Origin of the sequence: uncultured Pigmentiphaga sp., assembly GCF_937950555.1 — a bacterium.
In the GTDB taxonomy this organism is placed as follows: Bacteria; Pseudomonadota; Gammaproteobacteria; order Burkholderiales; family Burkholderiaceae_B; genus Pigmentiphaga.
In genome coordinates, this window is record NZ_CALFCW010000063.1 from 1 (window position 1) to 19,253 (window position 19,253).

20 protein-coding genes are annotated in these 19,253 nt (G+C 66.0%); 10 read left to right on the forward strand and 10 right to left on the reverse strand.

The genetic code is table 11. From position 1 onward, the window contains the following. The coding region (locus Q0319_RS14670) for a hypothetical protein (RefSeq protein WP_299453808.1) at positions 1 to 212 on the forward strand (212 nt) is incomplete at its 5' end. Positions 213 to 285: 73 nt separating this feature from the next. Here Q0319_RS14670 and Q0319_RS14675 read toward each other — a convergent pair. After that, positions 286 to 1,062, reverse strand: coding sequence for an enoyl-CoA hydratase (locus Q0319_RS14675; protein ID WP_296471269.1), 777 nt, complete (start codon positions 1,060 to 1,062; stop codon positions 286 to 288). Between the two features lie 163 nt (positions 1,063 to 1,225). Between Q0319_RS14675 and Q0319_RS14680 the strand changes: the two genes are divergently transcribed. Next, complete coding sequence (locus Q0319_RS14680) at positions 1,226 to 1,876, forward strand: nucleotidyltransferase family protein (RefSeq protein ID WP_296471265.1); 651 nt, start codon at positions 1,226 to 1,228, stop codon at positions 1,874 to 1,876. A 119-nt stretch (positions 1,877 to 1,995) separates the two neighbouring features. Beyond that, the gene (locus tag Q0319_RS14685) at positions 1,996 to 3,774 is read left to right on the forward strand and encodes a PDZ domain-containing protein (RefSeq protein ID WP_299453812.1); all 1,779 of its coding nucleotides are present in this window, start codon (positions 1,996 to 1,998) and stop codon (positions 3,772 to 3,774) included. Positions 3,775 to 3,790: 16 nt separating this feature from the next. Here Q0319_RS14685 and Q0319_RS14690 read toward each other — a convergent pair whose 3' ends face one another. Genes Q0319_RS14690 through Q0319_RS14705 form a run of 4 tightly spaced genes read right to left on the reverse strand, consistent with a single transcriptional unit; the run spans position 3,791 to position 7,013 of the window. Further along, positions 3,791 to 4,558: a uracil-DNA glycosylase gene (locus Q0319_RS14690; protein ID WP_296470106.1), complete on the reverse strand. Its 768-nt coding sequence runs from the start codon at positions 4,556 to 4,558 to the stop codon at positions 3,791 to 3,793. Then, the gene (gene trpC / locus Q0319_RS14695; RefSeq protein WP_299453816.1) at positions 4,555 to 5,343 is read right to left on the reverse strand and encodes an indole-3-glycerol phosphate synthase TrpC; all 789 of its coding nucleotides are present in this window, start codon (positions 5,341 to 5,343) and stop codon (positions 4,555 to 4,557) included. Before trpC ends, Q0319_RS14690 begins: the two co-directional genes overlap by 4 nt. A 33-nt stretch (positions 5,344 to 5,376) precedes the next feature. Beyond that, positions 5,377 to 6,411, reverse strand: a complete 1,035-nt coding sequence (gene trpD / locus Q0319_RS14700; RefSeq protein WP_296470113.1) for an anthranilate phosphoribosyltransferase — start codon at positions 6,409 to 6,411, stop codon at positions 5,377 to 5,379. 32 nt (positions 6,412 to 6,443) lie between these two features. After that, a complete protein-coding gene (locus Q0319_RS14705) occupies positions 6,444 to 7,013 on the reverse strand; it encodes an aminodeoxychorismate/anthranilate synthase component II (protein WP_296470110.1) in 570 nt (189 codons plus the stop codon). Positions 7,014 to 7,735: 722 nt separating this feature from the next. Here Q0319_RS14705 and Q0319_RS14710 point away from each other — a divergent pair. The 5 genes from Q0319_RS14710 to Q0319_RS14730 all read left to right on the forward strand — a co-directional run bounded on the left by Q0319_RS14710 (position 7,736) and on the right by Q0319_RS14730 (position 12,420). Next, positions 7,736 to 9,178 (forward strand): cytochrome ubiquinol oxidase subunit I, encoded by a 1,443-nt coding sequence (locus tag Q0319_RS14710; protein WP_299453819.1) that lies wholly within the window; start codon positions 7,736 to 7,738, stop codon positions 9,176 to 9,178. Then, positions 9,168 to 10,175 (forward strand): cytochrome d ubiquinol oxidase subunit II, encoded by a 1,008-nt coding sequence (gene cydB / locus Q0319_RS14715; protein ID WP_296471153.1) that lies wholly within the window; start codon positions 9,168 to 9,170, stop codon positions 10,173 to 10,175. Before Q0319_RS14710 ends, cydB begins: the two co-directional genes overlap by 11 nt. Then, entirely contained in the window at positions 10,175 to 10,306 is a 132-nt protein-coding gene (locus Q0319_RS14720) for a DUF2474 family protein (RefSeq protein ID WP_296471151.1), read from the forward strand. The genes cydB and Q0319_RS14720 overlap by 1 nt, the downstream gene beginning before the upstream one ends. Positions 10,307 to 10,408: 102 nt before the next feature. Continuing rightward, positions 10,409 to 11,188 (forward strand): MBL fold metallo-hydrolase, encoded by a 780-nt coding sequence (locus tag Q0319_RS14725; RefSeq protein ID WP_299453823.1) that lies wholly within the window; start codon positions 10,409 to 10,411, stop codon positions 11,186 to 11,188. A gap of 227 nt (positions 11,189 to 11,415) precedes the next feature. Further along, complete coding sequence (locus tag Q0319_RS14730) at positions 11,416 to 12,420, forward strand: tripartite tricarboxylate transporter substrate binding protein (protein ID WP_363322287.1); 1,005 nt, start codon at positions 11,416 to 11,418, stop codon at positions 12,418 to 12,420. 21 nt (positions 12,421 to 12,441) lie between these two features. Here Q0319_RS14730 and Q0319_RS14735 read toward each other — a convergent pair whose 3' ends face one another. The 3 genes from Q0319_RS14735 to rpe all read right to left on the reverse strand — a co-directional run bounded on the left by Q0319_RS14735 (position 12,442) and on the right by rpe (position 15,683). Further along, positions 12,442 to 13,962 (reverse strand): chorismate-binding protein, encoded by a 1,521-nt coding sequence (locus tag Q0319_RS14735; RefSeq protein ID WP_296469918.1) that lies wholly within the window; start codon positions 13,960 to 13,962, stop codon positions 12,442 to 12,444. Positions 13,963 to 14,223: 261 nt separating this feature from the next. Beyond that, the gene (locus tag Q0319_RS14740; protein ID WP_296469922.1) at positions 14,224 to 14,934 is read right to left on the reverse strand and encodes a phosphoglycolate phosphatase; all 711 of its coding nucleotides are present in this window, start codon (positions 14,932 to 14,934) and stop codon (positions 14,224 to 14,226) included. 32 nt (positions 14,935 to 14,966) lie between these two features. After that, a complete protein-coding gene (rpe, locus tag Q0319_RS14745; protein ID WP_299453828.1) occupies positions 14,967 to 15,683 on the reverse strand; it encodes a ribulose-phosphate 3-epimerase in 717 nt (238 codons plus the stop codon). 121 nt (positions 15,684 to 15,804) lie between these two features. Here rpe and apaG point away from each other — a divergent pair, with 121 nt between their 5' ends. Then, positions 15,805 to 16,179 carry a Co2+/Mg2+ efflux protein ApaG gene (gene apaG, locus Q0319_RS14750; protein ID WP_296469928.1) on the forward strand — a complete coding sequence of 125 codons (375 nt, stop codon included), beginning with the start codon at positions 15,805 to 15,807 and terminating at the stop codon, positions 16,177 to 16,179. A 181-nt stretch (positions 16,180 to 16,360) separates the two neighbouring features. Beyond that, complete coding sequence (locus Q0319_RS14755) at positions 16,361 to 17,809, forward strand: MltA domain-containing protein (protein ID WP_299453832.1); 1,449 nt, start codon at positions 16,361 to 16,363, stop codon at positions 17,807 to 17,809. 47 nt (positions 17,810 to 17,856) lie between these two features. Here the strand turns inward: Q0319_RS14755 and Q0319_RS14760 are convergent, their stop codons facing one another. Together Q0319_RS14760 and Q0319_RS14765 are read right to left on the reverse strand one after the other, a co-directional pair. Further along, positions 17,857 to 18,600, reverse strand: coding sequence for a DsbC family protein (locus tag Q0319_RS14760; protein WP_296470463.1), 744 nt, complete (start codon positions 18,598 to 18,600; stop codon positions 17,857 to 17,859). 98 nt (positions 18,601 to 18,698) lie between these two features. Then, the coding region (locus Q0319_RS14765; protein ID WP_299453836.1) for an FAD-dependent monooxygenase at positions 18,699 to 19,253 on the reverse strand (555 nt) is incomplete at its 5' end.

Here is a 19,253-nt window from a genome sequence, read left to right on the forward strand (position 1 = left end):
GTGCCCATCCGGCACCGCAAACTTCCTCTCTCGATGACTACCCCACCGCACCCGCCTTCTGGCGTAACTGCTGGCACCAGGCCGTCATCTCACTCGCCGCAACCGCCGCTTCGCTCTTGCGTTGCGTCGCTCGCGTCGAGAACGAAACTATAGCACGGTTTAAAACGGGCACGCAAATTTGGTCCGGGTTTTCCCTTCCGTACAACTACTAAAAAGGGGGCTGCCGCCCCCTCGGATGACGCGAAAACCGCGCTGTATCGCGGTTTTATCACTCAGAAATTTTTTTCACCGATGCTTGAACACCGGGGGCCGCTTCGCCAGGAAAGCCTCCATTCCCTCTTTCTGGTCTTCCGTTCCGAACAAGGAGTGGAACAGCCGGCGCTCGAATAGCAGCCCTTCGGAGAGCGGGGTTTCAAACGCCCGGTTCACGGCTTCCTTGGCCATCATCACGGAAGGCAGCGACATGGACGCGATGACGGTCGCCATCTCCACCGCTTCCTCGAGCAGCCGATCCGCAGCCACTACCCGCGACACCAGCCCCGCCCGCTCGGCTTCGGCCGCATCCATCATCCGCCCGGTGAGGATCAGGTCCATGGCCTTGGCCTTGCCGACCGCTCGCGGCAGCCGCTGCGATCCGCCCGCCCCGGGGATGATGCCCAGCTTGATCTCGGGCTGGCCGAACTTGGCGTTGTCCGCAGCGACCAGGATGTCGCACATCATGGCGAGCTCGCAGCCGCCGCCCAGGGCATACCCGGCTACCGCGGCGATGACCGGCTTGCGGATCTTGCGCAGGGTCTCCCAGTTGCGGGTGATGTAGTCCGAGCCGTAGACGTCCATGTAGGACCAGTCCTTCATTGCGCCGATATCGGCCCCCGCGGCGAACGCCTTTTCGCTGCCCGTGATGATCATGGCGCCGATCTCCGGATCGGCATCGAACGCAAGCAGCGCGGCCCCCAGTTCATCCATCAGGGCATCGTTCAACGCATTCAGCGCCTTGGGGCGATTCAGCGTCAAGAGCCCGACGCGGCCTCGGCGCTCGACAAGAACCAGAGCTTCGCTCACAACCACAACCTCCCGTACCTACCTATGTCAAGAAAAGCGATGGAGACGGCCGGCCAGTGCAAGCGCCGGTCCTGACGGCAAGCATACCTTGCCCACAGGCGGGCGACTTGAGTTTCGCCACGCCATGGCGCACCATCTTCCGTTTCATGTAGGAAGCGCAGCCATGGTGCAAGGAGCAAGCAGCGGACGCGTCATCATCGGACTCTTGCTGGCGGCGGGGCGCGGCTCCCGGTATTCCCCGGACGGAAGCGCCAACAAGCTATTGGCGCAGGTCGACGGACAGCCCGTGTGCGTGGCCGCGGCGCGCGCACTCGGTGCCGCCCTGCCCCGGCTCGCAGCCGCCACGTCCCCGGCGGCGCCTGCCGTGGCCGACGCGCTGGGGCGCGCTGGCTGCGAAGTCATCGTCTGCGACCGATCCGCGGCAGGCATGGGCGCGACGCTCGCCCAGGCCGTCACCCATCTAATGGAAAGCACCCGCGCGGCCGGGGATGACGCCCCGGCCTGGTGCGTCATGCCTGCCGACATGCCCTGGCTACACCCCGCCACGGTCGCAACGCTGCGCGATGCCTGGCTCGCCTTGCCGCCAGGCAGACGCGAACAAGCGGTGCTGGCGCCCACCTACCGGGACGTGCGCGGCCACCCCGTCCTGTTCGGTCCCGGGTGGGGGCCTCGCCTGGCGATGCTGGACGGCGACGAAGGTGCCCGGCGCCTGGTCGCCGGCCAGGTCATGCCCATCCCGGTGAGTGATCCCGGCTGCCTGCGAGACGTCGACACACCGGACGACCTGGCGCGCGGACCGACGCAGCTGGCCTAACATAGAAGGGCAAGACAAAGGCAAGACTAGGACTCCAACCCGCCCCGACCGCTTCTTCTTTGATGCCGGCGCATGGCTGCCGCCCACGAGCCTGCCAGCCGGCCCGCCTGTTGAACCTCATGACCGACGCCATCCTTTATCGACTCGAGCCGACCGACTTGGCCGGCCACCGTTGCACCGTCACGCTCACCATCCCCGAGCCCGACCCCGCCGGACAGCGGGTCAGCCTGCCCGCATGGATTCCCGGCAGCTACATGATCCGGGACTTCGCCCGCCAGATCGAACGCATCGAGGCGCGGTCGGGGGGGCGCCGGGTCGTACTGGACAAGCTCGATAAACATACGTGGCAGGCCGCGCCCTGCCGCGGCCCCTTGCAGATCACGTACGTCGTCTACGCCTGGGACCTTTCCGTACGCGCCGCGCACCTGGACGAAACCCACGGTTTCTTCAACGGCACCAGCGTTTTCCTGCGCGTCGCCGGACAAGAAGACAAGCCTTGCCTGCTCGAGCTGGTTCCACCCCGCCGGCAAGACTGGAAGGTCTACACCAGCCTGCCCGAAGCCCCCGGCCACCCGGCCCGCGCTCCCCGCCACGGGTTCGGGATGTACCAGGCGCCGGACTATGACGCGCTGGTCGACCACCCGATAGAAATGGGCACGCCGCAAGTGGCGAGCTTCGAAGCCCATGGCGCGCGCCACGAATTGGTCTTCACCGGCAATGTGCCCAACCTCGACCTGGAGCGACTGTCGGACGACATCCGCAAGATCTGCGAGAAACAAATCGCCTTCTTCGAGCCGCGCACGCGCCGCGCGCCGTTCCTCGACAGCACCGACCGCTATGTCTTCATGACCATGGTCACCGGCGACGGCTATGGCGGACTCGAACACCGCGCCTCGACCGCGCTGATGACCTCCCGCGCGGACCTGCCCGTGCACGGGCGCCCCGAGCAAAGCGACGGCTACCGCAATTTCCTCGGCCTGGTCAGCCACGAATACTTCCACACCTGGAACGTCAAGCGCATCAAGCCTGCCGCCTTCGCGCCCTACGACCTCGAACGCGAGAACCACACCCGGCTGCTGTGGCTGTTCGAAGGTTTCACCTCCTACTACGACGACTTGTTCGTGCTGCGCGCCGGCGTCATCACGCGGCAGGATTACCTGCGTACGCTGGCCAAGACGATCTCTGCGGTCCACTCGGCCCCCGGGCGTTTCAAGCAATCGGTCGCGGAAAGCTCCTTCGACGCCTGGACCCGCTACTACCGCCAGGATGAAAACTCGCCCAACGCGATCGTCAGCTACTACACCAAGGGATCGCTGGTCGCGCTGGGGCTGGACCTGCTCTTGCGGCAAGAGAGCCGCGGCCGCCACAGCCTGGACGACGTAATGCGTCTGCTCTGGACGCGCTACGGCCGGAATTTCTACCGCGGCGCTCCCGAGGGCGTGCCCGAAGACGCAATGCCCGGCCTGATACGCGAAGCCACCGGCATAGACGTCGGCGAGTTTTTGCGCCGCTACGTCTACGGGCGCGAGGACGTGCCGCTGGAGGCACTGCTGGCGCGGCAAGGTTACCGCCTGACATGGAAGACGCCCTCGCCGCTCCCCTCACTGGGAGTCAAGACGGCGCGCCAGGGCGAAGAGGTGCGCCTGGCCACCGTCTATGAACACGGCGCGGCGCACCGGGCGGGACTCTCGGCGCATGACGTGTTGGTTGCCATCGACGGCGTCCGCGTGCAGCACGGCAATCTGGACAAGCTGCTCGCACGTTACCGGCCGGGCGACGTGGTGCAAGTACACGCCTTCCGCCGGGATGAGCTGCGCTGCTTCACGCTGAAGCTGGAGGCGCCGGCGGAGACGGAATGCGTCATTACGCCGGCGAGCGAACCTTTCCCCGCCCGCTAAGGAGCGGCTCGCCGGCTCACCAGGCGATCGTGTCGCGCCCGCGCTCGGCCAGCCAGCGGTTGGCCCGGGCGAAATGCCCGCAGCCCACGAAAGGCTCGGGCGGGCGGCGCGCCGAGAGCGGCGAGGGATGGTTGGCCGTCAGCACCAGGTGCCCGCTTCCGGGCGGCAACAGCACCTGCTTGGCCTGCGCGTGCGCCCCCCAGAGCATGAAGACCTTGGGCCCGGGCTCGCGCGCCACGGCGGCGATGACCGCGTCGGTGAAAGCCTCCCAGCCCCGCCTTGCATGCGAAGCCGGCGCGCCGTCCTCCACGGTAAGCGACGTGTTCAGCAGCAACACGCCTTGCCTGGCCCAACGCGACAGGTCGTTGCCGAAGCTCGCCGGATCCCCGCCGCAATCGGCGGCGACCTCATTGAATATGTTGCGCAGGCTGGGTGGCCGCTTGCAGTCGTCCGGCACGGAAAAGGCCAGGCCCTGGGCCTGGCCGGGACCGTGGTAAGGATCTTGGCCGAGGATGACGACGCGGACCGACTCCGGCATCACCAGCTCGAGCGCCCTGAACGGCGACGCGGGATAAATGACGGCACCCTGTTCCCGGCGCCGCTCGAGGAAATCCTGCAAGGCCTGGAACGATGCACTCGCCAGCGCATCCTGCAGCAAAGACCGCCAGGCGGCGGGCAAGCGATCCACATGCGCACGCAGTGGCGCGCTCAGGCGGTTGTCCGGCGCAGCAGCAAATAGATCGCCTTGCGGTGGGGCAGCCTGCAGGGACCCGCCGCCGGTCATGCGAACAGTCTCGACAGCTCGGCGCCCGGCTCCGGGGCACGCATGAAGGCTTCGCCGACGAGGAAGGCGTGGACGCCGTGCTCGCGCATCCGCCGCACGTCGTCGGGCCCCACGATGCCGCTTTCGGTGACGACGCGCTTGCCGGATGGAATCCGGGGCAGCAAGTCTATCGTCGTCTGCAGCGAGACCTCGAAGCTGCGCAGGTTGCGGTTGTTGATGCCGAGCAAGTTCGTGCGCAGTTGGAGGGCGACGTCCAGCTCCTCCTGGTCGTGCACTTCGACCAGCACGTCCATGCCGAGCTCCATCGCCAGCGCTTCAAGGTCCTGCAGCTGCGACGGCGCCAATGCAGCGACGATCAGCAGGATGCAGTCGGCCCCCATCGCGCGCGCCTCGACCACCTGGTACGAATCGACGATGAAGTCCTTGCGCAGCACCGGCAGCGCGCAGGCCGCGCGGGCCCGGCGCAGATAATCCGGCGAGCCCTGGAAGAACTGGACGTCGGTCAGCACCGAAAGGCACGCGGCCCCGTGCACGGCGTACGACGCGGCAATTTCGTCGGGCTGGAAGTCCTCGCGCAAGAGCCCCTTGGAAGGCGAGGCCTTTTTGATCTCCGCAATGACTCCGGCTTTGCCCTCGGCCACCTTGGCCTCGATGGCCCGGGCAAAGCCGCGCACGTCCTGGCGGGCCTCGGCCTCGCGCCGCAAGTCGGCCTCGCTGCGCAAGAGGCGCGCGGTAGCGACCTCTTCGGCCTTTACTTCCAATATGCGTTGGAGAATGTCACTCATGACCCACCCGATGAAATTTTGCGATGCGAAGGCCTAGCGCGACGAGATCTTCTTGGTGAACGAGACGAACTCGTCGAGCTTGGCGCGCGCGGCTCCGCTGGCGATCAGATCGAAGGCCTTGCGCAGGCCGTCGGCGACGGATGGTACGACATTCCCGGCGTACATCGCCAGGGCGCCGTTCAGGGCCACGATGTCGCGCGCCGGCCCCGGCACGTTGGACAAGGCCTCGAGCACCAGGTCGCGGGATTCTTCGCGCGTGGCCACTTTCAGGCTGCGGTTCGACACCATTTGCAGCCCGAAATCCTCGGGATGGATCTCGTACTCGTAGATTTCGCCATCGCGCAGCTCGCCCACCATGGTGGCCGCCCCCAGGGACGCCTCGTCCATGCCGTCCTTGCCGTACACCACCAGCACGTGCTTGGACCCCAGCCGCTGCAGCACCCGCACCTGGATCCCGACCAAGTCCGGATGAAACACGCCCATGAGCTGGTTGGCCGCGCCTGCGGGATTGGTCAGCGGGCCGAGCAGATTGAAGATCGTCCGCACCGCCAGCTCCTTGCGGATGGGCGCGATGTTCTTCATGGCCGAATGGTGCAGCGGCGCGAACATGAAGCCGATGCCGGTGGCCTCGATGCATTCGGCCACGGCCTCGGGCGGCAGCATGACATTGGCGCCGAGGGCCTCCAGCACGTCGGCGCTGCCGGACGACGACGATACGCTGCGGTTGCCGTGCTTGGCGACCTTGGCGCCGGCGGCTGCCGCCACGAACATGGCCGCCGTGGAGATATTGAACGTATGCGCCCCGTCGCCGCCCGTGCCGGCCAAATCCACCAGGCTGTCGGGATCGGCGACTTTCACGCCGTCGGCGAACTCGCGCATGACGCGGGCGGCGGCCGTGATCTCGCCTATGGTTTCCTTCTTGACGCGCAGGCCCATGATGAGCGCGGCTGCCGTGGCGGGCGGGATTTCCCCGCGCATCAGCATGCGCATCAGCGACAACATTTCGTCATGGAAGATTTCGCGGTGTTCGATGCAACGCACCAGCGCTTCGGTAGGGGTAATGGGCACCTTGGACTCCTCGAAAAATCGTTGCCGCTGGTTCATGCGTCCAACTGCAGGAAATTGCGCAGCAGGGCGTGACCGTGCTCACTGAGAACGGATTCGGGGTGGAACTGCACACCGTAGACGGGAAGCTGGCGATGACGCACGCCCATGATTTCGCCGTCGTCGGTCTGCGCCGTCACCTCCAGGCAATCGGGCAGGCTGTCCCGCTCGATGGCGAGCGAGTGATACCGGATGACCGTATAGGGGGACGGCAAGCCCCGGAATACGTCGCTGCCCGTATGGGTGATGGCCGACGTCTTGCCGTGCATGATCTGCCGCGCGCGGACGATTTTGCCACCAAACGCCGCACCGATGGATTGATGGCCGAGGCAGACGCCCAGGATGGGAACCTTGCCGGCGTATGCTTGGATGAGGGGCACCGAAATGCCGGCCTCGGCCGGCGTGCACGGCCCGGGGGAGATGCAAATGCGTTCCGGCGCCAACGCTTCGATCTCGTCCAGCGTGATCTGGTCGTTGCGATAAACGCGCACGTCGGCACCCAGCTCGCCGAAGTACTGGACAAGGTTGTAGGTGAAGGAATCGTAGTTATCGATCATTAGCAGCATGTCGGTCGACCTCCGCGAAGAGCCCCCGCCCGCGGCGCGGAATTGGGGGAACGAACGCAGTCGGCCGTGCGCAAGCGCGCGCCCGGGACGTCGAGACATGCTGTGGTCAGGGAAGGTACTGCTGATGGCACTGGCAATCTCCTGGTTCTGGAGCCGCCGTGCCCGGGATCTGCGAGAGATTTTCGACCTGCCACCGGTTACGGCGGCAAGGTGCAGTTTTCGAACCGCAACGACGTGCCGCTTCCTTTAGCGGAAGCGCCACCACAGAGCAACGTTGGTCGAAGCGGTACGGATCATGTCGAAATAAAAGTGGGTTCGAAGAAGCCGGCTGCAGCCAGGACAACCAACGCAGTCGGTTCAGCGTGCAAAAAATCATACCACGCCGGCGAGGGATGCAACACACCCGGGGTCGTCCTACCCACCGTGTAGATATCTCCCGGGCGAGCGCAAATTTTGCATTTCTCCGGGCAAGTGCAATGCCCGTACGCGGCGGATCGCGCCACGGATACGGGTACGACGCTGCCCCTTCCCCGGGGATTAACCCTAGCCAGCTGCGGCACGACGATTGCTTGAGCCCCGGACCGGGCGAGGCGGACCACGGCCCATCCACAGGGGAGTCGTCAATGATCCACGACAAAGCTGGCATGCGCGACGAATGCGCGGTTTCCCGGCCAGGCACGAGCGGGGGCAACCCCGGTTCCGGCTGCTGACCGGCCTATCTCATGGACGCCTTGCTCCTGGCGCGGATCCAATTCGGGTTCACGATCTCTTTTCATATCATTTTCCCGGCACTCACGATCGGCCTGGCCAGCTATCTCGCCGTGCTGGAAGCCCTCTGGCTGCGGACCCGCAGGCAGGTCTACATCGACCTCTATCACTTCTGGCTCAACATATTCGCGGTCGCCTTCGCGATGGGCGTGGTCTCGGGCATCGTGATGGCCTATCAGTTCGGCACCAATTGGAGCAATTTTTCCCGCTTTGCCGGCAGCGTCACCGGCCCCTTGCTGACTTACGAGGTGCTCACGGCGTTCTTCCTCGAAGCCGGTTTCTTGGGCGTGATGCTGTTCGGGCTGAAACGGGTGGGCCCCGGCCTGCACTTCCTTGCCACGGTGGCCGTGGCCCTCGGCACGCTGATTTCGGCCACGTGGATCCTGGCATCGAACAGTTGGATGCATACGCCCCAAGGGCACGAGATACTCGACGGCCGCGTCGTGCCGGTGGATTGGCTGGCCGTGATCTTCAACCCCTCCTTTCCCTATCGCCTCGCCCACATGGTGGTCGCGGCCTATCTCGCCACGGCGCTGATGGTCGGCGGCTCGGCGGCCTGGCACCTCTTGCGTGGCCGCGACAGTCCGCACGTGCGCACCATGCTGTCGATGGCGATGTGGATGCTGCTGGCTGCGGCGCCCGTGCAAGCGGTACTGGGTGACCTGCACGGCCTCAATACGCTCGAGCACCAGCCGGCCAAGCTGGCAGCGATGGAGGGGCGTTGGGAGCGCGCGCCCGCTGGGGAGGGTGTGCCGCTGACGCTGTTCGGCTGGCCCGACATGGAAGCGGAGACCACGCGTTTCGCGGTGGACATCCCGCGGCTGGGTAGCCTCATCCTCACGCACACTTGGGACGGGCAAATCCCCGTCCTCAAGGACTTTCCGCCCGAAGACCGCCCCAACGCCACGATCGTGTTCTGGACCTTCCGCCTCATGGTCGGCCTGGGCCTGCTCATGATCGCGCTCGCGATAGGGGGCCTGCTGCTGCGGCGATCGTCGCGGCTATATACGTCCAGGCCTTTCCTGCGTTTCGCATTGCTCATGTCGCCGGCGGGCCTGGTCGCGATCCTCGCCGGCTGGTACACCACGGAAATTGGCCGCCAGCCCTGGACTGTCCACGGACTGCTGCGCACGGCCGACGCCGTCACCCCCCAACACACCGCCGGTCAGCTGACCTTCACCCTGCTGCTCTTCATCGCGGTCTATTTCGCGGTGTTTGGCGCCGGCACGGCCTACGGCCTGCGGCTGATCGCGAAAGGCCCCGCCCCCGACGAACACAAGCGGCAAGTGCCGGGCGGGCCGGGGGAAAAGCGGCAGCCGATGCGACCGCTCTCGGCCGCGCACGAAGCAACCAGCGCAGACGAACGCACGCATGAGGAGCCTCGCCATGGGCATTGACCTGCCGCTGATCTGGGCGGTGATCATTCTGTTCGGGATCATGATGTACGTCGTGATGGACGGCTTCGACCTCGGCATCGGCATCCTGTTTCCCTTCTTCGGCAGCAAGAACGATCGCGACGTCATGATGAACACCGTCGCGCCGGTGTGGGACGGCAACGAAACCTGGCTCGTCCTGGGCGGGGCGGGGCTGCTGGCCGCTTTTCCGCTCGCTTATTCGGTCATCCTTAGCGCCCTGGCGCTGCCTCTCATCCTGATGCTGATCGGGCTGATCTTCCGCGGCGTCGCCTTCGAGTTCCGCTTCAAGGCCCATGACCACGAACGCGGGCTGTGGGACGCCGCCTTCGCGGGCGGCTCGCTCCTTGCCACCTTCTGCCAGGGAGCCACGCTAGGCGCCTACCTGAACGGACTGCCGGTGCAGGACGGGCAATACGCAGGCGGCGCTTTCGATTGGCTCGCCCCCTTTCCGCTTTTCACCGGCCTGGGCTTGATATGCGCCTACGCCTTGTTGGGCGCGACTTGGTTGGTCATGAAAACCGACGCGGAACTGCAAGCACGCATGCGGCGCATTGCATCCCGCCTGGCCTGGCTCACCCTGGCTGTCATCGGGATCATCAGCATCTGGACGCCCCTTGCCCACCCTGCCATCGCCGAGCGATGGTTCAGCTTTCCCAATCTCCTCTGGTTCTCGCCGGTACCCATGCTCGTACTGCTGGTGGCATGGCGGCTACTACATACCCTGCGCGGAGACGGCCACGCCGAACCGTTCCTGTTGACGCTGGCGCTCGTGTTCCTCGGTTACAGCGGCCTGGGCATCAGCCTGTGGCCCAACGTCATCCCGCCTGAGATCTCGATCTGGGAAGCGGCCGCGCCGCCGCAAAGCATGGGATTCACGCTGGTCGGCACCCTGCTCATCATTCCGCTGGTGCTGATGTACACCGCATGGGGCTATTGGGTGTTCCGCGGCAAAGTGCGGCAAGGCGAAGGCTACCATTGATGAACCATGGACCGGGCGCCTGGAGGCGGCGGCTGGCCTGGCTGGTGCTGCTGTGGGCCGGCGGCGTGGCGGCGCTTGCCGCGCTCGCGGCGCTGCTGAAACTTGCCATGCGCGCCGCGGGCCTTGCATGAACGGCTAGCCGCCCCAGCGCATCCGCGTCCGTACCTCCTCGCTTGCCGCACGCGGCGCAGCCCGTCAGAATGGCGGCTCGCCGACACCGGGAGGAAATCATCATGGCAACCGTCGACGTCCTGATCCAAGGCTACCCTGGACGGGCCACTCATCATGGCGGACTTGGTTGGAGCACAGTCACGCTCGTGCGCCACGGCCCCCATGTCATTCTCGTCGACGTCGGCGCATTCGGTGCCCGCAAGCCCATCCTGAATGCACTGCGCAAGCACGGCGTGGAGCCCGCCGACGTGACCGACGTCGTGCTCACCCACGCCCACTACGACCACGCGGTCAACTTCACGCTGTTCCCCAGGGCGACCGTCTGGATCGGCGATGCGGAGCTCAGTTGGGCGGCAGCCCAGCCTCCTGGCTTCAACCCCATTCCCGAACTCTATGTGCGCGAGCTCTGTTCATCCGAGCGCGTACACCGCATCCAGGACGGCGAGACTTTTCTCCCAGGCTTGCAGGCGATCGCCGCGCCAGGACACACGCCGGGCCACCTGCTTTTCTACCTGACCGCCTCGGACGACCCGGTGCTGTTCACTGGGGACGCGGCCAAGAACCGTGCCGAGCTGCTGAGCATGACGGTGGCTGATACCGACGACGCGCGCGAAAGCGCCCGCAGCCTGGAAAAAATCTGGGAGATCTGGAGGCGGCGCCCGGGAACCTTATTGATTCCCGGTCACGATCTGAGCATGCGCCTGGATGCCGCGGGACGGCCGGCCTACGTAGGCGAGCGAGCCGCGGAAATCGGGGCCTGGTTCAGCGAGACCCTACAGCAGACGAAAATCGACCTTTGCTGCGCGCCGCGGATCGACTTCTCGCAATACGCCGCCCAGTAAGGGCTGGCCGCACGAGCACCAGCTTGCCGCCCCTGCCCTGGGGAATCGGGCGCGGGCCTCCCGTCGAGCGTCCGCCACGATCGATGCCATCAATACTGATCAGCAAAATTAATCATTTCTCCAGCGTGTAGCGTTTTCGTACGCTCTCCTCACCCGAGCCGGGTTCACGCCCCACGCGGCGTCCGCCCGTCCCGACAAGAACGACGACACGGAGAGGAGACTGATTCATGGCATCCATGGAACCGAAATCGAACGCGTCACGCATGCGGCGTCGCGCGGTCTTGCTGTGCACGCTTGCCGCCGCGTGTGCATTGCCGTTCGCAGGCGATGTCCGTGCCGATACGTTCCCTTCGCGGCCCGTCAAGATGATCGTGCCCTTCGGGCCGGGCACTTCGACCGACATCATCGCGCGCGTCATGGCCGACGAGATGGCCAAACCACTTGGCCACCCCATCGTCGTGGAAAACCGCGCCGGGGCGGGAGGCGCCATCGGCACGGACTTCGTTGCGCGCGCTCCGGCAGACGGCTACACCATCGTGATGGGCACGGTGGGCACCCACGCCATCAACAAGGCGCTGTATGCCAAGCTGACTTACGACCCCGTCGCCGACTTCGCGCCCATCGCGTTAGTGGGCCAGACACCCACGCTGCTCGTGGTGCGTGGCGATTCACCGATCAACAACCTGCGCGACCTCGCCTCGGCCGCGGGCAAACCGCCGGGCGTGAGCTTCGCCTCGGCAGGCAGTGGCACGTCCGGCCACCTCGCTGGCGAATTGCTAAAGGCCAGGCTCGGGGTAGACATGGTGCACGTGCCCTACAAGGAGGGCAACATGGCCGTCTCGGACGTGATCTCCGGCCAGGTGCACTTCATGTTCTATCACCCCACCGCCGTGCTGCCGCACATCCGCGCCGGCAAGCTCCGCGCGCTGGGCGTCTCGTCTGCCAAGCGCAGCGCGGCGGCTCCCGAGGTCGCGACCATCGCAGAACAGACCGGCAGCGACTTCGACCTCGTTGCCTGGTTCATGCTGTACGCCCCCAAAGCCGTACCGGCGCCCGCCCTCCAGAAACTGCGTGCCGCCGCCGCGGGGGCCCTGGCCGCGCCGGGCGTACAGGCCAAGCTGCTCGCCCAGGGCATCGAACAAGGCGCCACAGCGGACCTGGACGAATTCAGCAAGGCCGAAGTCGCCAAATGGGCAGACCTGGTGCGGCTATCGGGCGCCCGGGTGGACTAAGCGGCGCAAGGCCCCGGGGCGTCAGACCGGGTCGTCCAGACCGAGCTGGACCTGCTCGGCGGCACGTAACACCGCACGCGCCTTGGCCTCGGTCTCCAGCCATTCCTTCTCGGGATCGGAGTCCGCGACCACGCCGGCCGCGGCCTGGACGTATAGCGTGCCGTTCTTGACCACCCCGGTGCGGATGGCGATCGCCAGGTCCATTTCACCGCCGTAGCTCAGGTAGCCGGCTGCGCCACCATAGATGCAGCGGCGTACGGGTTCCAACTCATCAATGATCTCCAGCGCGCGCACCTTGGGCGCGCCCGACAGGGTTCCGGCAGGGAACGTGGCCCGCAGCACATCCATCGAGGTCATGCCTTCCCGGAGCAGGCCGGTCACGTTGGATACCAGATGCATGACGTGTGAGTAGCGCTCGATGGCGAGCTGATCCGTGACCTGCACCGATCCGATTTCGGCGATTCGGCCCACATCGTTGCGCGCCAAGTCGATCAGCATGACGTGCTCGGCGATTTCCTTGGGATCGGCGCGCAGCTCCTCCGCCAGGGCGCGGTCCTCCTCGGGCGTTCCGCCGCGCGGGCGCGTGCCGGCCAGCGGGCGTATGGTCACCCGGCTGCGCGGTTTCCCCTGCTCGACCACCGACTCCTGCCGCACCAGGATCTCCGGCGACGAGCCGACGACGTGGAAATCGCCGAAATTCCAGAAGTACATATAGGGGGAAGGATTGAGCGAACGCAGCGCCCGGTACAGCGACAGCGGTGAATCGCGGAAAGGCTTGGCGATCACCTGCCCCACCTGCACTTGCATGAGATCCCCGGCGGCGATGTATTCCTTGGCCTTGCGCACCGCGGCCAGGTAGTCTTCCTTGCGGAAATCCCGGCGCGTCTCGGTCACCATGCTGGCCTGGCTATAGGGAATTTCCGCCGGCCGGCGCAATTGGGCCCTCAAGTCCAGCAGGCGGGTGCGGGCGCGGGCGTAGGCTTCCCGCTCCGAGGGATCCGCGTACACCATGAGGTACAGCCTTCCCGCGAGGTTATCGATGATGGCCAGCTCATCGATGAGAAGCAGCAGCAGGTCGGGAACCGGCTCGCCCATGCCGGCCGGGTCCGGCTTGGTGCAAGGCCCCAGCCGGGGCTCGATGTGGCGCACCATGTCGTGCCCAAAGTACCCCGCCAGTCCGCCCACGAAACGCGGCATGCCCGGCCGCAGCGCAACCTTGAAACGCTTCTGGTATTCCGCGATGAAGGCGAGCGGGTCCCCCTCGTGGCGTTCGACCACTTGGTCATCGGTAATGACCTCTACGTTCCTGCCTCGTGCACGAATAAAAGTGCGCGCAGGCAGGCCGATGAACGAATACCGGCCGAACCGCTCGCCGCCCACCACCGACTCCAGCAGGCAGCTCATCGCCCCGCGGCGCGGGCCGGCCTGGGCGAGCTTCAGGTAGAGGCCGAGGGGCGTGTCCAAATCGGCGTACGTTTCCGCCACGAGCGGAATGCGGTTGTATCCCTGGGCGGCCAGGGCCTGGAATTCGACTTCAGTCATGCGTGCCTCATATCGGAAAACATTGCGTTGCCGAGGGACCGTATCCGGAACGCAGGAGGACGCACGCCCCGACGGTCCGGTGGGACTCGGGGGTGAGATTCGTAAGAATGCTTGCTTGGCCGGTCAGTGCGCTGACGTGCGGCCGAGGAGAATCACCACCACCCGGCAGACGAACGCCACCAGCGCCACCAGGCGCAGGTTTGGGCGAACGACCGAGTCGTGGAGACCATAAAACGAGCGGGAAGACCCTAAAACGAGAACTTAAAACGCAGGCGGCGACACCGCCGCGGCCCGTGTAGGAGGAAGCGGGTTCGAAATCCAGCCTGCGGCCTCCAAGAGCGAAGAAACTATACCATCGGACTCGATGCCGCGCACGTCCCGCCCTTCGTTGTAACCGTAGGGAACGAGCAGCACCCGGCACCCCGCCGCGCGCCCGGCGGCCGCATCGTTCATGGAATCGCCCACCACCACCGCTTCGGCCGGCCTCACGCCTAATAACGCACAGGCGTGCAGGACAGGAGCAGGATCGGGTTTCTTGCGCGAGAGGGTATCCCCGCTGACCACCTCGTCGAAGTAGGCGAGCAGGCCGGTCCGCTCGAGCAAAGGCCTCGTGAACTCGCCCGGCTTATTGGTCACCACGGCAAGGCGCAAGCCTTGCGCCTTCATCGCCCGCAGCCCCTCGACGACGCCGTCGAACACTTGCGCATGATCGCCGTTGATCGCATGGTAGGCGGCGCGAAAAGCCCGCAGCCCTTCCTGCAGGCGCCCTGCTTCCACCCGTCCCTCCAGGCTGCCCGACAGCGCGCGATGCACGAGGTTCTCCATGCCCTTGCCCACGAAAGTCGCGATGACCTCCTCCGGCAGCGGAGGCAAGCCGAACTCCACCCGCATGGCGTTGGCAGCCCTGGCGAGATCAGGTACGGAATCGACGAGCGTGCCGTCGAGGTCGATCAGTACGGCACGGAAAGACATTCCCGGCTCCTGCATGATGCGAATGTGTCAAACTAGGCGCGAGCCGTCCCGGCGCTGGCGATCTGCGCGCGCATTTCCTTGATGACCGCCGCGTAGTCGGGCTTGCCGAAAATGGCCGAGCCGGCCACGAAGGTGTCCGCACCCGCCGCGCGGATGGCGGCGATGTTGTCGACCTTCACGCCGCCGTCGACCTCCAGCAGGATCTCGCGCCCCGTATCTGCGCGATAGCGCTCGATCTTGGTTCGCGCGTGGCGCAATTTATCCAGCGCCGAAGGCAGGAAGCTCTGGCCGCCGAACCCCGGGTTGACCGACATCAGCAGCACGAGGTCGAGCTTGTCCATGACGTAGTCCATCCAGTCCAGCGGCGTTGCCGGATTGAACACCAGCCCGGCCTGGCAACCCTGGTCGCGGATCAGGCCCAAGGTGCGATCCACGTGGCGCGACGCTTCCGGATGGAAGGTAATGATGTCCGCACCGGCCTTGGCGAACAACGGAATGAGGGCGTCCACGGGCTCGACCATCAGGTGCACGTCGATGGGCACGTTGACGTGCGGACGGATGGCCTCGCACACCATGGGGCCGATGGTCAGGTTGGGAACATAGTGATTGTCCATCACGTCGAAATGTATCCAATCCGCACCAGCGGCCACCACATTGCGCACCTCTTCCCCCAGGCGGGAGAAATCGGCGGATAGAATGCTGGGGGCGATACGTGTGGAATCAGGCCCGGAAGTGGTAAAGGCTGGCATAAGATATTCCATTCACAGGAGCAGTGCGCCGGGCAGCCGCCGCGGGACTGCCCCACGCGGCTCGGGCCCGGCCCAATGCACCTTATTGTAGAAGCTTGTCACCTCCCCCTATGGCGCACGCATGAAATCTCACGAATTTACGGTCACCGTACAGCCTCGCTACCTTCCCGAGCAATCGGACCCGGCACGGCGGCAATACGTGTTTGCGTACACCATCCGAATCACCAATACGGGGACCGAACCTGCTCAACTCATCAGCCGCCATTGGATCATCACCGACGGCAACCAGCAGCAGCAGGAAGTCAGGGGCCTAGGGGTCGTCGGCCAGCAGCCTCTGCTCAAGCCCGGGGAAAGCTTCGAATACACGAGCGGCTGCCCGCTGCCGACCCCCGTAGGCACCATGCGCGGCACCTATCATTGCGTAGGCGAAAATGGCATGCCGTTCGAAGTAGAAATCCCCGAGTTCGTTCTCGCCATGCCCCGCACCTTGCATTAATACCCGGGTTCCTCATTCCGTCCCGGTACGCCCCGGTTCCTTGTCCGCCGGGGCCCCAGTGCGGCGTTCGCAAGCATGAGCGGCCACGGAGCGGGCGGCGGCGGGATCCTCGTCTTGCCCGACCGGCCCTTCTTCCGACGGACGCCCGCTGGCGCCGGCAGAGGAACGCCTTTTCGGCCACATGGTCCAGGCCACGATGAACACCAGTAAGCAAAGCGCCAGGAACGCTTCAAGCAGGAGCAGCCACATAATGTCCTTTCGCGAGTTCTTTGCGAGAAACCTGCATTGTCCCCTATTCCCCACTGCGGCGGCGCTCGCGGTGAGCGCCGCCCTGGGGGGATGCGTGCAGCCGACGCACGCCCCGCCAGCCCCCCAGGAAGCCGCGCGCGAGGCCCCGCAAGCACCGGTGGCACCACCGCCGGTCGCCGCACCATCCCCCGCCCCGGAAAGCGCCCGCCCGCTGCCACCGCCGGTGCCGCGGCCCGCGCATCTTCCGCCGGTGCAAAGCAGCAAGCACTTTGCCAAGGCGAGCTGGCAACAATTGCCGGGCTGGAAAACCGACCCGGTGGAAAAGCTGTGGCGTCCCTTTCTCGCCAATTGCCGCTCCATCATTCTTCGCACCGGCCGCCCTGCCTCCACCAGCGCGCCGCAGATGGCCGACCCCTACGCGTGGCAGCAGACCTGCGCCGCCGCGCGCGAACTGCCGCCTGCGCCGACGGCAGATGCCGTGCGCGCCTTTCTCGAGCATTGGCTGCAGCCGTGGTCCGTGCGTGACCCCAATGGAGAACAGGCCACGGGCTTGGCCACCAGCTATTACGAACCGCTGGTCCACGCGTCCCGCGAACGAGGCGGCGACTATCAATGGCCGCTCTATTCCGTGCCCGCCGACCTGCTGACCATCGACCTGGGCTCGCTCTACCCCGAGCTCGCCGGCAAGCGCATTCGCGGCAAACTCGACGGCAAGCGCGTCGTGCCGTACGACACCCGCAGCGAGATCGAGCGGCCCGAACGGCAGCCGCCGGCCATCGTCTGGGTCAACGACCCGATCGATGCTTTTTTCCTACAGGTGCAAGGCACCGGCCGCGCCGTGCTCGACACCGGCCCGGGCCAGGGCAGCACCATACGGCTCGCCTATGCCGATCACAACGGCCATCCGTACGTCTCCATCGGGAAATGGCTCATCGACCGGGGCGAGCTGACCATGAGCCAGGCTTCGATGCAAGGCATACGCGCCTGGGCGCGCAAGAACCCCGGACGGGTGAAAGAAATGCTCAACGCCAACCCCGCCGTGGTGTTCTTCCGCGAAGAGGCCGTGCTCGACCCGTCAGAGGGCCCGAAAGGCGCCATGGGCCTGCCCCTGACTCCCCTGCGCTCACTGGCGGTGGATCCGTCCATCGTGCCCTTGGGCACCCCGGTGTTTCTCTCTACGACCCAGCCCAATTCCAAGCAACCGCTGAACGTCGCGGCGCTGGCACAAGACACCGGCGCCGCGATCAAGGGGCCAGCCCGGGTGGATGTGTTCTGGGGATTCGGCGACGAGGCCGGGGAGATGGCCGGCCGCATGAAGCAGCCGAGCCGGCTGTGGGTGCTGTGGCCCAAGGGTGAAGGCGTGCCCGCCCCGGCACGCTGATTCCGCTCCGGCGGCACGCCATCACACGGCGGCGCCGCCCGAGGCGCTCAACCCGCCTTGCCCATGGCGTCGAGCCGCTGGCGGAGGCGATCCGCAGGGATCGCGCCGCCGACGCGCGTATCGTCCCCGAAGATAATGGTGGGCGTACCCGTCACCCGGAGTTTCTTGCCTAGCGCCAAGAGCTCCTGCATGGGTGCATCGCACGACTTGGCCTGCGGGGCCTTGCCGCGCAGCATCCAATCATCCCAGGCCTTGCCGCGATCCGCCGAGCACCATACGGCCGTCGATTTGGTCAGCGAATCCGGCGACAGGATGGGATACAGGAAGGTATAGATGGTGAGGTTATCGATGCCTTCCATCGAGCGGCGGAGCTGTTTGCAATAGCCGCAGTTCGGATCCTCGAAGAGGGCGATGCGCCGGGAGCCATTGCCGCGAACCTGCTTGATCGCGAGGTTCAGAGGCAGTTCATCGAATTTCACGGCCAGCAACTGCTCCTTGCGCTCGCGCGTGATGTTCCGCTTGGTGGCCGCATCGATCAGGCTGCCATCGAGGACGAAACTGACCTTCTCGTCGGTATAAACCAGTTCCGCCCCGATGCGCACCTCATACAGGCCGTAAGGCGTACGCGAAACCCCCTCCACGCCGACTTCGCCGAACCTCTGCAGGAACCGCTGCTTGACGACCTCTTCGGACGTCCCTGCACTCTTGGACGAAGTCGCTTGCGCCCAGGCCGCGGCAGCCGGCAGCACCAAGGCGGCGGCCACCAGGATGGATGTCAGCGTACGTTTCATGCGTTCTCCTTGCAGGCGCGCGCCGGAAGGGCACACGCCGTTCTTCATGCTCGTCGGTTCGGGCGCACAACGCAGCCCGCCCCTGCCTGCCCGTGCGCTCACGCGCCCGAGGCACCGTTGACCAGCATGCGCTTGAGCAAGGGCATGCGGTCCACCAAGTCCAGTCCGGCATTCCTCAGCCAAGCCACCGGGGCTGGCTGCGAGCCAAACAGGTGAAACAAACCGTCGGTCACCGTCCTCATGGCCAATAGGGGCTCGGCCCGGGCCCGTTCGTATCGGCGCAGCAAACGCGGATCATCCACCTGCCGGAACGGTTCGCGCCCGCCGAGGACCCGGACGAGTGCCTGCACGTCGCCCAGCCCGAGGTTCAACCCCTGCCCCGCCAATGGATGCACCACGTGCGCGGCATCGCCCACGAGCGCCACGCCCTCGTGCGCCAACTGCGGGCAACGCTGCAGCGCCAGCGGGAAGCCGTGCATGGTGCCGCGCACCCGCAAGTCGCCCAATCGCCCGCGCGTGGCGGCGGCCAAGCGCGCCTCGAGCGTCGCGGCCCGATCCTCCTCGGGCAGCGCCAGCAAGGCGTCGGCCTGGGAGCGGGGCATGGACCAGACCATGGACACCTGGTGCCCGTCGTCGGTGTCCGGCATGGGCAA

Bases quoted from the DNA above. Each gene is read 5' to 3' on its own strand.
- Q0319_RS14680 (WP_296471265.1), top strand. From the start codon at position 1,226: ATGGTGCAAGGAGCAAGCAGCGGACGCGTCATCATCGGACTCTTGCTG.
- Q0319_RS14685 (WP_299453812.1), top strand. From the start codon at position 1,996: ATGACCGACGCCATCCTTTATCGACTCGAGCCGACCGACTTGGCCGGC.
- Q0319_RS14690 (WP_296470106.1), bottom strand. From the start codon at position 4,558: ATGACCGGCGGCGGGTCCCTGCAGGCTGCCCCACCGCAAGGCGATCTA.
- trpC (WP_299453816.1), bottom strand. From the start codon at position 5,343: ATGAGTGACATTCTCCAACGCATATTGGAAGTAAAGGCCGAAGAGGTC.
- Q0319_RS14705 (WP_296470110.1), bottom strand. From the start codon at position 7,013: ATGCTGCTAATGATCGATAACTACGATTCCTTCACCTACAACCTTGTC.
- Q0319_RS14710 (WP_299453819.1), top strand. From the start codon at position 7,736: ATGGACGCCTTGCTCCTGGCGCGGATCCAATTCGGGTTCACGATCTCT.
- cydB (WP_296471153.1), top strand. From the start codon at position 9,168: ATGGGCATTGACCTGCCGCTGATCTGGGCGGTGATCATTCTGTTCGGG.
- Q0319_RS14720 (WP_296471151.1), top strand. From the start codon at position 10,175: ATGAACCATGGACCGGGCGCCTGGAGGCGGCGGCTGGCCTGGCTGGTG.
- Q0319_RS14725 (WP_299453823.1), top strand. From the start codon at position 10,409: ATGGCAACCGTCGACGTCCTGATCCAAGGCTACCCTGGACGGGCCACT.
- Q0319_RS14730 (WP_363322287.1), top strand. From the start codon at position 11,416: ATGGCATCCATGGAACCGAAATCGAACGCGTCACGCATGCGGCGTCGC.
- Q0319_RS14735 (WP_296469918.1), bottom strand. From the start codon at position 13,962: ATGACTGAAGTCGAATTCCAGGCCCTGGCCGCCCAGGGATACAACCGC.
- Q0319_RS14740 (WP_296469922.1), bottom strand. From the start codon at position 14,934: ATGTCTTTCCGTGCCGTACTGATCGACCTCGACGGCACGCTCGTCGAT.
- rpe (WP_299453828.1), bottom strand. From the start codon at position 15,683: ATGCCAGCCTTTACCACTTCCGGGCCTGATTCCACACGTATCGCCCCC.
- apaG (WP_296469928.1), top strand. From the start codon at position 15,805: ATGAAATCTCACGAATTTACGGTCACCGTACAGCCTCGCTACCTTCCC.
- Q0319_RS14755 (WP_299453832.1), top strand. From the start codon at position 16,361: ATGGTCCAGGCCACGATGAACACCAGTAAGCAAAGCGCCAGGAACGCT.
- Q0319_RS14760 (WP_296470463.1), bottom strand. From the start codon at position 18,600: ATGAAACGTACGCTGACATCCATCCTGGTGGCCGCCGCCTTGGTGCTG.